Source organism: Mesorhizobium sp. CA5 (assembly GCF_020165105.1).
Taxonomy (GTDB): Bacteria; Pseudomonadota; Alphaproteobacteria; order Rhizobiales; family Rhizobiaceae; genus Mesorhizobium.
This window is the reverse complement of record NZ_JAIUHJ010000007.1, coordinates 220,622-231,993: the sequence shown is the minus strand read 5'-3', so window position 1 is coordinate 231,993 and position 11,372 is coordinate 220,622. Positions and strand designations below refer to the sequence as shown.

11 protein-coding genes are annotated in these 11,372 nt (G+C 63.9%); 7 read left to right on the top strand and 4 right to left on the bottom strand.

Features of this window, described 5'->3' with window-relative positions:
* The 3 genes from preA to LB529_RS12040 all read left to right on the top strand — a co-directional run bounded on the left by preA (nucleotide 1) and on the right by LB529_RS12040 (nucleotide 2,672).
* Nucleotides 1-1,314, top strand: coding sequence for an NAD-dependent dihydropyrimidine dehydrogenase subunit PreA (gene preA / locus LB529_RS12050; protein WP_224626322.1), 1,314 nt, complete (start codon nucleotides 1-3; stop codon nucleotides 1,312-1,314).
* Nucleotides 1,315-1,658: 344 nt separating this feature from the next.
* A complete protein-coding gene (locus tag LB529_RS12045; protein ID WP_224711199.1) occupies nucleotides 1,659-2,177 on the top strand; it encodes an RrF2 family transcriptional regulator in 519 nt (172 codons plus the stop codon).
* Nucleotides 2,178-2,213: 36 nt separating this feature from the next.
* Nucleotides 2,214-2,672 (top strand): carboxymuconolactone decarboxylase family protein, encoded by a 459-nt coding sequence (locus LB529_RS12040; RefSeq protein WP_224602168.1) that lies wholly within the window; start codon nucleotides 2,214-2,216, stop codon nucleotides 2,670-2,672.
* Nucleotides 2,673-2,713: 41 nt separating this feature from the next.
* On the opposite strand, the gene LB529_RS12035 is transcribed toward LB529_RS12040, so the two are convergent.
* Nucleotides 2,714-3,436, bottom strand: a complete 723-nt coding sequence (locus tag LB529_RS12035) for an SDR family oxidoreductase (protein WP_224711198.1) — start codon at nucleotides 3,434-3,436, stop codon at nucleotides 2,714-2,716.
* The gene (locus tag LB529_RS12030; RefSeq protein ID WP_224711197.1) at nucleotides 3,433-4,278 is read right to left on the bottom strand and encodes an SDR family oxidoreductase; all 846 of its coding nucleotides are present in this window, start codon (nucleotides 4,276-4,278) and stop codon (nucleotides 3,433-3,435) included. Before LB529_RS12030 ends, LB529_RS12035 begins: the two co-directional genes overlap by 4 nt.
* A 104-nt stretch (nucleotides 4,279-4,382) precedes the next feature.
* Here LB529_RS12030 and LB529_RS12025 point away from each other — a divergent pair, with 104 nt between their 5' ends.
* Nucleotides 4,383-5,255 (top strand): helix-turn-helix transcriptional regulator, encoded by an 873-nt coding sequence (locus LB529_RS12025; protein WP_224711196.1) that lies wholly within the window; start codon nucleotides 4,383-4,385, stop codon nucleotides 5,253-5,255.
* A gap of 306 nt (nucleotides 5,256-5,561) precedes the next feature.
* On the opposite strand, the gene LB529_RS12020 is transcribed toward LB529_RS12025, so the two are convergent.
* Nucleotides 5,562-6,191: a TetR family transcriptional regulator C-terminal domain-containing protein gene (locus tag LB529_RS12020; RefSeq protein ID WP_095769027.1), complete on the bottom strand. Its 630-nt coding sequence runs from the start codon at nucleotides 6,189-6,191 to the stop codon at nucleotides 5,562-5,564.
* Nucleotides 6,192-6,430: 239 nt separating this feature from the next.
* Here LB529_RS12020 and LB529_RS12015 point away from each other — a divergent pair, with 239 nt between their 5' ends.
* The gene (locus LB529_RS12015; RefSeq protein ID WP_224711195.1) at nucleotides 6,431-7,759 is read left to right on the top strand and encodes an aspartate aminotransferase family protein; all 1,329 of its coding nucleotides are present in this window, start codon (nucleotides 6,431-6,433) and stop codon (nucleotides 7,757-7,759) included.
* Nucleotides 7,760-7,843: 84 nt separating this feature from the next.
* Here LB529_RS12015 and LB529_RS12010 read toward each other — a convergent pair whose 3' ends face one another.
* Nucleotides 7,844-8,482, bottom strand: a complete 639-nt coding sequence (locus LB529_RS12010) for a TetR/AcrR family transcriptional regulator (RefSeq protein WP_095768951.1) — start codon at nucleotides 8,480-8,482, stop codon at nucleotides 7,844-7,846.
* Nucleotides 8,483-8,603: 121 nt separating this feature from the next.
* Here LB529_RS12010 and LB529_RS12005 point away from each other — a divergent pair, with 121 nt between their 5' ends.
* Nucleotides 8,604-9,854 (top strand): Zn-dependent hydrolase, encoded by a 1,251-nt coding sequence (locus LB529_RS12005; protein WP_224711194.1) that lies wholly within the window; start codon nucleotides 8,604-8,606, stop codon nucleotides 9,852-9,854.
* 64 nt (nucleotides 9,855-9,918) lie between these two features.
* Nucleotides 9,919-11,370: a dihydropyrimidinase gene (gene hydA / locus LB529_RS12000; protein WP_224711193.1), complete on the top strand. Its 1,452-nt coding sequence runs from the start codon at nucleotides 9,919-9,921 to the stop codon at nucleotides 11,368-11,370.
* The last annotated feature ends 2 nt before the right edge of the window (nucleotides 11,371-11,372 follow it).

Below are 11,372 nucleotides of genomic sequence, written 5' to 3'. Positions count from 1 at the left end.
ATGGCAGATATCCGCAACAATTTCGTCGGCATCAAATCGCCCAACCCGTTCTGGCTGGCCTCGGCGCCGCCGACTGATAAGGCCTACAATGTCGAGCGCGCCTTCAAGGCCGGCTGGGGCGGCGTGGTATGGAAGACGCTGGGCGAGGAGGGCCCGCCGGTCGTCAACGTCAACGGCCCGCGCTACGGTGCTATCTGGGGCGCCGACCGCCGCCTGCTTGGCCTCAACAATATCGAACTGATCACCGACCGCGACCTGCAGACCAATCTGCGCGAGATGAAGCAGGTGAAGATGAACTGGCCGGACCGAGCGCTGATCGCCTCGATCATGGTGCCGTGCGTGGAGGAGAGTTGGAAGGCGATCCTGCCGCTGGTCGAGGAGACCGGCGCCGACGGAATCGAGCTCAATTTCGGCTGCCCGCACGGCATGAGCGAGCGCGGCATGGGCTCGGCGGTCGGCCAGGTGCCGGAATATATCGAGATGGTCGTGCGCTGGTGCAAACAGTACACGCGCATGCCGGTCATCACCAAGCTGACGCCCAACATCACCGACATCCGCAAGCCGGCGCGGGCCGCACATGCCGGCGGCACCGATGCTGTGTCGCTGATCAACACCATCAACTCGATCACCGGCGTCGATCTCGACAATTTCGCGCCGCAGCCGACCATCGACGGCAAGGGCTCGCATGGCGGCTATTGCGGCCCGGCGGTGAAGCCGATCGCCATGAACATGGTGGCCGAGATCGCGCGCGATCCGGAAACGCATGGCCTGCCGATCTCAGGCATCGGCGGCATCACCACCTGGCGCGACGCCGCCGAATTCATGGCGCTCGGCGCCGGCAACGTGCAGGTCTGCACGGCGGCGATGACCTATGGTTTCAAGATCGTGCAGGAGATGATCGCAGGGCTGGAGAACTGGATGGACGAGAAGGGTCACGCCTCGCTCTCCGACATCATTGGCCGTGCCACGCCCAATGTCACCGACTGGCAGTATCTCAACCTCAACTATGTCGCCAAGGCGCATATCGACCAGGATGCCTGCATCAAATGCGGCCGCTGCCACATCGCCTGCGAGGACACCTCGCATCAGGCGATCACCAGCATGGTCGACGGTGTCAGGCATTTCGAGGTGATCGAAGCCGAATGCGTCGGCTGCAATCTCTGCGTCAATGTCTGTCCGGTGGAGGGCTGCATCACCATGCAGCCGCTGGCCGCCGGCGTGCTGGACCAGCGCACCGGCTTGCCGGTGTCGCCGGTCTACGCCAACTGGACGACGCACCCCAACAATCCGATGGCCAAGGTGGCCGCGGAATAAAGCTTGGGTTCCGCGCCCCACGAAGTGGGGAGAGGTGGCCCGGCGAAGCCGGGACGGAGAGGGGCTTTCGCGGCGGTTGCACACCGCTGAGGCCCGTGATTGTCTTTTATCTTTCTTGCGCCTAGTCCCTGACCGGTATTGGCTTCACAGAAGGCGTCCCCCTCTCCATCCCGGCTTCGCCGGGCCACCTCTCCCCCGCTTTGCGGGGTGCGAGGAACCCAAGTCCCGCGAAGCGCCAATTCTCCCTCACTCTGTCATTGCGAATCGGCGGGCAACCTTCATTTTTCTATTGCAGATAAAAATTATCCATGATAAAAGATATCCATGATTAGGAGATCGGCACGATGAAGCTCGGCGATGGCGTTGAGGCGGCAATCCATTGCGCGGCGACGCTGGCCAGCGTCGATGGCAACAGCACCATGCCGGGCGCGGCGCTGGCTGAGCAATTTGGTCTGTCGCCGAGCTATCTCCTGAAACATCTCAATCAGCTCACGGCGGCGCGCATCATGGAATCGGTGCCGGGGCCGGCGGGCGGCTACAGGTTGGCGCGGGCGGCCGAGCGCATCACGCTGCTCGACATTGTGCTTGCAGTGGAGGGCAGGGAGCCCGCCTTCCGTTGCGGCGAGATCCGCCAGCGCGGCCCGGTCAAGCTCGACGCCTCGGCCTATGTGAAACCTTGCGGCATCAATGCCGCGATGCTCAAGGCCGAGCGCGCGTATCGAGCGGCGCTCGCCGAAGTGAAGCTGTCCGACATCGTGGCGGAGTACGCGGCCGAAGGCGATCCGCGATCCTATGCCGCGAGTTGCGCCTTCGTCGAGCGCCACCAGCGGCCCCAGAAATCCGCTTCACCGAAGCAGATTTGAACCTCTAACCCACCAAAAACCCGGAAGGAAAAGACGATGAAACAGAGACTGCAGTTCTTTGCCAAGGCGCCGGAAATCATGAAGGCGGTGTCGGCGCTCAACAAGGCCGTCGACGAATGCGGGTTGGAAGTGAGCCTGCTGCATCTGATCAAGCTCAGGGCGTCGCAGATCAATGGCTGCTCATACTGCGTGGAGATGCACAGCCGTGAGGCGAGGCGCGACGGCGAGAGCGAAACCCGGCTCTATCTCGTCGCGGCCTGGAAGGAATCGCCGCTGTTTTCCGAGCGCGAGCGCGCCGCCCTTGCATGGACCGAGGCGGTGACGCTGATCGCCGACAATGGCGTGTCGGACGAGCTCTACGCCCGCACGCTCGAGCATTTCTCGGAAGAGGAACTGGTCAAGCTCTCGGTCGCGCTCGGCATGATCAACACCTGGAACCGGCTGTGCATTCCGTTCCACGCCATTCATCCGATGCCGGCCGCCAAGGCCGCCTGATCGAACGGCTTGGCGCGCGGATAAGAGATCCGCGCGCCTGTTCACGCAGCAAAGCGCAGGCCGCCGTCGCAGGTCAGCACCTGGCCGGTCATGAAGCTGTTCGAGACCAGGAAGGCGATCGCTTCGGCGACGTCCTCGGCGCGACCGATACGGCCGACCGGCGTCTTGCCGGCATATTCGGCAAACACCGCCTGCCGCTGGTCATTCGGCAAAAAATCCCACCAGGGCGTGTCGATGACGCCGGGCGCCACGACATTGACGCGCAGCGGCTTCAGCTCGACGGCGAGGATCGGCGCGACGGTCAAGAGCATGCCGTTGATGGCGCCGATGCCAGCGATGCCGGGCGCGGCGATCTGCGCCGACACGGCCGAGATGAAAGTCACCGATCCAGCTTTATTCAAGGTCGGCAGGGCCGCCTGCAGGCAGGAGAGTTGCGGCCGGATCTTTTCATCGACGCCGCTGCCGATGTCGGCGAGGTCGAGTGTCGCGAACGGTCCCAGTCCCTTGCCGCCGCTGGCGGCGAGAACAAGGTGATCGAACGGCCCGAGGCGCTCGAAGAAATTCCGGACCTCGTCCGGCTTGGTGGCATCGAACGCTGCCTTGCCGACGGTGGCGCCAAGCGTCTTCCATGCGCCTTTGAGTTTCTCCTCGTTACGGCCGGTGATCGTCACTTTCATCGTGGGGCTGACCAGCCTTTTGGCCGTGGCAAGGCCGATGCCGGACGAGCCGCCGATGATGACGCAATGTTCGATAGTCTCGTTCATGAATGCTTTTCCCTGGATGTTGCGGAAGATTGTCCGATCAGCTCGAGGCTAAGCGCGCGCAACCGGCGGCGGGCTTTCTCGTCATAGGCCTGGGCGTCGGCGCGCGACTCCCGCTGGCCGTCGAAGTAACGGCCGCTGCGGCCTTCGAGCGCCGGCGATGTTGCCAGGTTGAGAATGGCGTCGGCCCCGGTCTCGATCGAGCTCCATGGCGTGACCCCGGCCTGCCGCACCATCGTTGTGTCCATGTAGCTTGCCGGGTGCAGAGCATTGACCGTGATGCCGGTGCCGTCGAGCTGCTCCGCCAGATCGATTGTGAACAGGATCTGCGCCAGCTTGCTCTGGCAGTATGCGCGCACGCCGCTATAGCCATGCGTCAGCATCACGTCGTCGAAGTCGATCGCCTGCTGGCCGGCCGAGGCGACATTGACGATGCGCGCCGGCGCGCTTGCCTTGATGAGCGGCAAGAGCTCCGACGCCAGCAGGAAACCGGCGAGATAGTTGACGGCGAAGCGCAACTCGTAGCCGTCGGCGCTGACCTGCCGGCTGGCGGCCTGGCCGCCGGTGCCGACGCCGGCATTGTTGATCAGGACTTCGAGCCGATCGGTCCTGGCGCGCACCGCTTCGGCGAGACGGCGCACTTCGGCAAGCGAAGCGAGGTCGGCGGCGAGGAATTCCGCCTTGCCGCCTTTTGCCTCTATGGCGGCTACGATCGTCTTGCCGCGGCTTTCGTCGCGGCCATGCACCAGCAGCCGGGCGCCGCCGGCACCGAGCCGCTCGGCGACCACGCGCCCGACGCCGTCGGTCGAGCCGGTGACGAGAATAGTCTTATCCTTGAGTTCCATGTTTCAGAGCCTCCTTGTGCTGCTCTGAACGGAAAGATGGGACACGGCGCGCATCTCAAACAGTTCAAACTTTATCCTGGTATCGGTACTGCTATAATAGGCACATGGATGCTATCGCCCATTCTCCCGAAGATCATCGCCGGCGCGAGCTAGGCGCCTTCCTGCGTTCCCGTCGCGAGAGACTTTCGCCTGATACCGCCGGCATCGCCTGCGGCGCGCGGCGGCGCACGCCCGGCCTGCGGCGTGAGGAAGTGGCGATGATCGCCGGCGTCGGCACGACCTGGTACACCTGGCTGGAGCAGGGCAGGGACGTGCGGCCTTCGGTCGAGGTGCTGTCGGCTCTCTGCCAGGCGCTGCGGCTCGACGCCGCCGAGCAGCGGCATCTGTTCACGCTCGCTGGCCGCCAGCAGCCCGAGCGGCGCCGCATCGTGCAGGGAAAGGTCGAGGGGCCGTTGCTGCACATGCTGCAGAGCCTGGTTCTGCAGCCCGCCTATGTCGTAGGCCCGCGCTGGGACGTGCTGGCATGGAATGACGCGGCCGTCGCCATTTTCGGTGATTACGGCCTGCTGGAGGGCGATGCCCGCAACATCATCCACGGCGTGTTCACCGATCCGCACCGGCGCCACCTTTTGGTGGATTGGGAGCAGCTGGCGCGCGCGACCCTTGCCGCGTTCCGCGCCGAGAGCGCGAAATACACCGGCGATCCGGATTTCGAGCGGCTGATCGAGTTGATGATGCGCTCAAGCCCCGAGTTCCGCGAATGGTGGCCGCAGCGCGATGTGGTGCATCGGCTCTCCGGCCTGAAGCATCTGCGGCATCCGATCGCCGGCGCGATGACGTTCGAGCATATGAGCCTGTCGATCGACGACGGCTCAGACATGCGGCTGATCGTCTACACGCCGCTGGCGGAGCAGAACTCGGTGGTGAAGCTGCAGAAATTGTTGGATGCACAATCGGTCCAGAAACGCAGCGCGTGAGGCTGGCTGGCGGCAGCCCCCCAGCTTCGTCATCCACGGGCGGAGCGGGAGCGAAGCGGACGTGGAGACCCGAGGATCCATTCCGTTACCTTGATCGAAGGGTGCAGCGGAGCAGGATTCTGGACAGTGGCGGCGCTCCGAGATCACGGAATGGATCCTCGGGTCTGCGCCGCGTCGCTTCGCTCCTTGCTCCGCCCGTGGATGACGAAGTGATGGGCGCCTCGGCCAATCCAAGGTCAGCAAAAACAACATGGCGGATAAGTTGGCCCCACATACGGGCCCACCTGCTAAGCCAACTTGTCGACGCTACCCCTTCGGTTTCAGCCCATCCAGGAACAGCTGCTCCAGAAACCGCGCTGCGTCCTCGAAGCGGCCGTCGCCGCCGCGGTCGGCGCCGAGCACGGCGCGGACCTGGACGTCGAAATCGGCATAGTGCTGCGTCGTCGCCCAGATCGAGAAGATCAGGTGCCAGGGATCGGTGCGGGCGATCTTGCCGGCGCGCATCCAGCCCTTGATGACGGCGGCCTTCTCGTCGACCAGCGTCTTCAGCTCGCCCTCCAGCATCGGCTTGATGCGCGGCGCGCCCTGCAGGATCTCGTTGGCGAACAGCCGGCTTTCGCGCGGAAAATCGCGCGCCATCTCCAGCTTCCTGCGGATGTAGCTTCTGAGCTCCGTCAGCGGATCGCCGATGTCGTCAAGCTCGCGCAGCGGCGCCAGCCAGGTGTCGAGCAGGCGCTGCATCAACGTCTCGTGAATGTCTTCCTTGCGGCGGAAGTAATAGAGAAGGTTGGGCTTCGACATGCCGGCGGCTTCGGCGATCTGGTCGATGGTCGAGCCGCGAAAACCGTTGGCGGAGAAGACTTCGAGCGCGGCCTCGAGGATCAGCTCGCGCTTTTCCTGCTGGATGCGGGTGCGGCGGGGAGCGGAGCCTTCCATCGCCGCCGTCATCCTGGCCGGCCGTCTTCGCGCCGGCTCTCTGGACCAATTGTCTGGACCAGTTTTTCCTTGGGCTGTGGAGCGCGCTTTTTATGCCGCATTTCCGCTAGTAATCCCCTGACCGCCGACAGGCGGTGCTAACGTTTGTCCAACCGGTCAAAAATTTGCGTAGCACGAAAACGCAGCAAAGACCAAGCGTTGGCCGCACCGAAACACGCTTACAAGGGGAAGTCCTGGTCATGTCCAACCGGCTGAAAGTCACGCCGAACGATCTCAGCGCATTTTGGATGCCGTTCACGGCAAACCGGCAGTTCAAGCAGGCGCCGCGCATGTTCGTGTCCGCCAAGGACATGCACTACACCACCAGCGACGGCCGCAAGGTGCTCGACGGCACCGCAGGCCTGTGGTGCGTGAACGCCGGCCACTGCCGGCCGAAGATCACCAAGGCGATCCAGAACCAGGCTGCCGAGCTCGACTACGCGCCGGCTTTCCAGATGGGCCATCCGATCGTGTTCGAGCTGGCGAACCGGCTGGTCGATATCGCCCCCAAGGGCATGGACCATGTCTTCTTCACCAATTCCGGATCGGAATCGGTGGACACCGCGCTCAAGATGGCGATCGCCTATCACCGCGTTCGCGGCGAGGGCTCGCGCACCCGCCTGATCGGCCGCGAGCGCGGCTATCACGGCGTCAATTTCGGCGGCATCTCGGTCGGCGGCATCGTCTCCAACCGCAAGATGTTCGGCACGCTGCTCGGCGGCGTCGACCATCTGCCGCATACGCATCTGCCGGACAAGAACGCCTTCTCGAAGGGCGTGCCGGAGCATGGCGCCGAGCTCGCGAACGATCTCGAGCGGCTCATCGCGCTGCATGACGCCTCGACCATCGCTGCCGTCATCGTCGAGCCGGTCGCCGGCTCCACCGGCGTCATCCTGCCGCCGAAGGGGTACCTGCAGAAGCTTCGGGAAATCTGCACGAAGCACGGCATATTGTTGATTTTCGATGAAGTGATCACCGGCTTCGGCCGCCTCGGCGCGCCGTTCGCGGCGGACTATTTCGGCGTCACGCCGGACATCATGACCACCGCCAAGGGCGTCTCCAACGGCGTTATCCCGATGGGCGCGGTGTTCGTCAAGAAGGAGATCCATGACGCCTTCATGACCGGCCCGGAGCACATGATCGAGTTCTTCCACGGCTACACCTATTCCGGCAATCCGATCGCCTGCGCTGCGGCGCTCGGCACGCTGGACACCTACAAGGAAGAGGGTCTCTTGACGCGCGGCGAGGAGCTGGCGCCTTACTGGGAAGACGCGCTGCATTCGCTGAAGGGCGAGCCGCATGTCATCGACATCCGCAACATCGGCCTGATCGGCGCGATCGAGCTGGCGCCGATCGCCGGCAGCCCGACCAAGCGGGCGTTCTCGGCCTTCGTCAAAGCGTTCGAACGCGGTGCGCTGATCCGCACCACCGGCGACATCATCGCGCTGTCGCCGCCGCTGATCATCACCAAGGGCCAGATCAACGAGCTGATCGACCACGTCAGGGACGTGCTGAGGTCGATCGACTGACAAGCCGGCGGACACCTTCAGGGGAGGTGTCCGCGGCCCAGCAGGTGAGGTCGGCGCGGGCGCGCCGATCTTGGATAAGGCGGTTCAGGCGGGCTGCGCGCCGATGCCGGTCAGGATCACCCGCTTGATGTTTTCCTTGGCTTCCCGCCATTGCCGGTCGGAGAGCGACTTGCCGCCGTTCAGCGTCTCGATCTGGTGGCCGAAATCGGCGTAATGCTGGGTCGTGGCCCAGAGCATGTAGAGGAGATGACGCGGGTCGACCGGGTCCATCTTGCCCTCCTCGATCCAGCGCCTGATGATCTCGACGCGACCGTCGGTCCATTCGCGCAGCGTCGATTCCATATAGTCCTGAAGCACGGGCGCGCCGTGCATGACTTCCGAGGCCCAGACCTTCGAGCCGTCCGGGTGGCGACGCGATATTTCCATCTTGGCGTCGATGTAGGCGCTGATGCCGTCTACCGGGCCGCGCGCCGCGTCGAAGCAATTGGCCGCCTGCAGCCAGATCTCGAAAATGTTCTGGACGACGGACCGGTAGAGCTCTTCCTTGGTGGCGAAATAGTAGTGGAGATTTGCCTTTGGCAGTCCCGCCAGATCGGCGATCAGCTGCATCGTGGCGCCGCCGAACCCGGCTTCCGCAAACACCTTTTCGGCGGCGAGCAGAATTGCTTTTTCATTCTCCCGCCTTATGTCCTGTCGCCGCATGGGACGGGTGGATTCGCTCATGTCTCCCCCAAGATTCTCGTTGACCGCTTGGTCAGCTTGTGTAGTCTGAAAGCTGACCATACGGTCAGGATGCAAACCACTCAAGGGGCGACAAGACCCCTGGTGAAAATGGGAACCGCAAATGGCCGCACCTGGTGAAAATCTGCGAGTGAATTCAGACCGCTTGTGGGATTCCATCATGGAGATGGCGAAGATCGGCCCCGGCATTGCCGGCGGCAACAATCGTCAGACACTGACCGATTCCGACAAGCACGGCCGCGAGCTGTTCAAGTCCTGGTGCGATGAGGCCGGGCTCACCATGGGCGTGGATCAGATGGGCACCATGTTCATGACGCGGGCCGGCACCGATCCGGACGCGCTGCCGGTCTATGTCGGCTCCCATCTCGACACCCAGCCGACCGGCGGCAAATATGACGGCGTGCTCGGCGTACTTTCCGGCCTGGAGGTGGTGCGCTCGCTCAACGATCTCGGCATCAAGACCAGGCATCCGATCGTCGTCACCAACTGGACGAACGAGGAGGGCGCTCGTTTCGCGCCGGCGATGCTCGCCTCGGGCGTGTTCGCCGGCGTGCACACCCAGGAATATGCCTATGCCCGCAAGGATCTCGACGGCCTGACCTTCGGCGATGAGCTGAAGCGGATCGGCTGGGTGGGCGACGAGACGGTCGGCGCGCGCAAGATGCACGCCTATTTCGAATACCATATCGAGCAGGGCCCGATCCTCGAAGCCGAGAACAAGCAAATCGGCGTGGTGACCCACTGCCAGGGCCTGTGGTGGCTGGAGTTCACGCTGACCGGCAGGGAAGCGCATACCGGCTCGACGCCGATGAACATGCGCGTCAATGCAGGCCTTGCCATGGCGCGCATCCTGGAGATGGTGCAGACGGTCGCCATGGAGAACCAGCCCGGCGCCGTCGGCGGGGTGGGCCAAGTGAAGTTCTCGCCCAATTCCCGGAACGTCCTGCCAGGCACGGTGGTCTTCACCGTCGACATCCGCTCGCCGGACCAGGCCAAGCTCGACGGCATGCGCGCCCGCATCGAAAAGGAAGCGCCGAAGATCTGCGAGGCGCTTGGCGTGAAATGCTCGGTCGAGGCGGTCGGCCATTTCGACCCGGTGACCTTCGATCCGACGCTGGTCGGCCGCGTGCGCACAGCCGCCGAAAAGCTCGGTTACAGCCATATGAATATCATCTCCGGCGCCGGCCACGACGCCTGCTGGGCGGCCAAGGTGGCACCGGCGACCATGGTCATGTGCCCCTGCGTCGGCGGCCTCAGCCACAACGAGGCCGAGGACATCTCCAAGGAATGGGCGGCGGCGGGCGCCGATGTGCTGTTCCATGCGGTGGTCGAGACAGCTGGAATCGTTGAATGACCGCCTAGACCAGTCACCTCGCAACGCCGCTCGCAAAGAAGCGCGAAAGAACAGGGGAACAGATATGACCAAAGTCATCCGGAACGGCACCATCGTGACCGCCGACCGTACCTGGAAGGCCGACGTGCTGATGCAGCATGGCAAGATCGTCGCCATCGGCTCCAACCTGCACGGCGACCATGAGTTCGACGCCACGGGCTGCTATGTCATGCCGGGCGGCATCGATCCGCATACCCATCTCGAAATGCCCTTCATGGGCACTTATTCGGCCGACGATTTCGAATCCGGCACGCGCGCCGCGCTCTCCGGCGGCACGACGATGGTGGTCGATTTCTGCCTGCCGGCGCCGCAGCAATCGCTGCTGGAAGCCCTGCAGATGTGGGACAACAAGACCTCGAAAGCGTCCTGCGATTATTCCTTCCACATGGCGATCACCTGGTGGGGCAAGCAGGTGTTCGACGAGATGGCTCAAGTCGTCGACCGGGGCATCACCTCGTTCAAGCATTTCATGGCCTATAAGGGCGCGCTGATGGTGGACGACGACGAGATGTACTCGTCGTTCCAGCGCTGCGCCGATCTCGGCGCGCTGCCGCTGGTCCATGCCGAGAATGGCGACGTGGTTGCGGCGCTCTCGCAAAAGCTTTTAGCGGCCGGCAACAACGGCCCCGAAGGCCATGCCTATTCTCGCCCGCCGGAGGTGGAGGGCGAGGCGACGAACCGCGCCATCATGATCGCCGATATGGCGGGCGTGCCGCTCTATGTCGTGCATGTCTCCTGCGAGCAGAGCCACGAAGCGATCCGCCGCGCCCGCCAGAAGGGCATGCGGGTGTTCGGCGAACCATTGATCCAGCATCTGACGCTCGACGAGACCGAGTATTTCAACAAGGACTGGGACCATGCAGCGCGCCGGGTGATGAGCCCGCCTTTCCGCAGCAAGTGGCACCAGGATTCGCTGTGGGCCGGCTTGCAGGCCGGCTCGCTGCAGGTCGTGGCGACCGATCACTGCTCTTTCACCACCAGCCAAAAGCGCAACGGCATCGGCGACTTCACCAAGATCCCGAACGGCACCGGCGGGCTCGAGGACCGCTTGCCGGTTCTATGGACGAGAGGCGTCAACACCGGGCGGCTGACGATGAACGAGTTCGTCGCGGTGACCTCGACCAACATCGCCAAGATCCTCAACATGTATCCGAAGAAGGGCGCGATCGTCGAAGGCGCCGACGCCGACATCGTCGTGTGGGATCCGAAGCGTAAGAAGACGATCTCGGCCAAGAACCAGCAGTCGGTGATCGACTACAACGTCTTCGAAGGCGTCGAGGTGACCGGCCTGCCGCGCTTCGTCTTCTCGCGCGGCGAACTCTCGATCGAGGAGGCGGACGTGAAGGCCAAGGCCGGCCATGGCGAGTTCGTCGCCCGCGAGCCGAACGCCGCGGTCAACCGGGCGCTGTCGACCTGGAAGGAGATTTCCGCGCCGCGCAAGGTCGAGCGAACCGGCATTCCGGCCACCGGGGTCTGACC

What these genes read in the sequence shown, in the direction of transcription:
- preA (WP_224626322.1), top strand. Translation starts at nt 1, where the DNA reads ATGGCAGATATCCGCAACAATTTCGTCGGCATCAAATCGCCCAACCCG.
- LB529_RS12045 (WP_224711199.1), top strand. Translation starts at nt 1,659, where the DNA reads ATGAAGCTCGGCGATGGCGTTGAGGCGGCAATCCATTGCGCGGCGACG.
- LB529_RS12040 (WP_224602168.1), top strand. Translation starts at nt 2,214, where the DNA reads ATGAAACAGAGACTGCAGTTCTTTGCCAAGGCGCCGGAAATCATGAAG.
- LB529_RS12035 (WP_224711198.1), bottom strand. Translation starts at nt 3,436, where the DNA reads ATGAACGAGACTATCGAACATTGCGTCATCATCGGCGGCTCGTCCGGC.
- LB529_RS12030 (WP_224711197.1), bottom strand. Translation starts at nt 4,278, where the DNA reads ATGGAACTCAAGGATAAGACTATTCTCGTCACCGGCTCGACCGACGGC.
- LB529_RS12025 (WP_224711196.1), top strand. Translation starts at nt 4,383, where the DNA reads ATGGATGCTATCGCCCATTCTCCCGAAGATCATCGCCGGCGCGAGCTA.
- LB529_RS12020 (WP_095769027.1), bottom strand. Translation starts at nt 6,191, where the DNA reads ATGGAAGGCTCCGCTCCCCGCCGCACCCGCATCCAGCAGGAAAAGCGC.
- LB529_RS12015 (WP_224711195.1), top strand. Translation starts at nt 6,431, where the DNA reads ATGTCCAACCGGCTGAAAGTCACGCCGAACGATCTCAGCGCATTTTGG.
- LB529_RS12010 (WP_095768951.1), bottom strand. Translation starts at nt 8,482, where the DNA reads ATGAGCGAATCCACCCGTCCCATGCGGCGACAGGACATAAGGCGGGAG.
- LB529_RS12005 (WP_224711194.1), top strand. Translation starts at nt 8,604, where the DNA reads ATGGCCGCACCTGGTGAAAATCTGCGAGTGAATTCAGACCGCTTGTGG.
- hydA (WP_224711193.1), top strand. Translation starts at nt 9,919, where the DNA reads ATGACCAAAGTCATCCGGAACGGCACCATCGTGACCGCCGACCGTACC.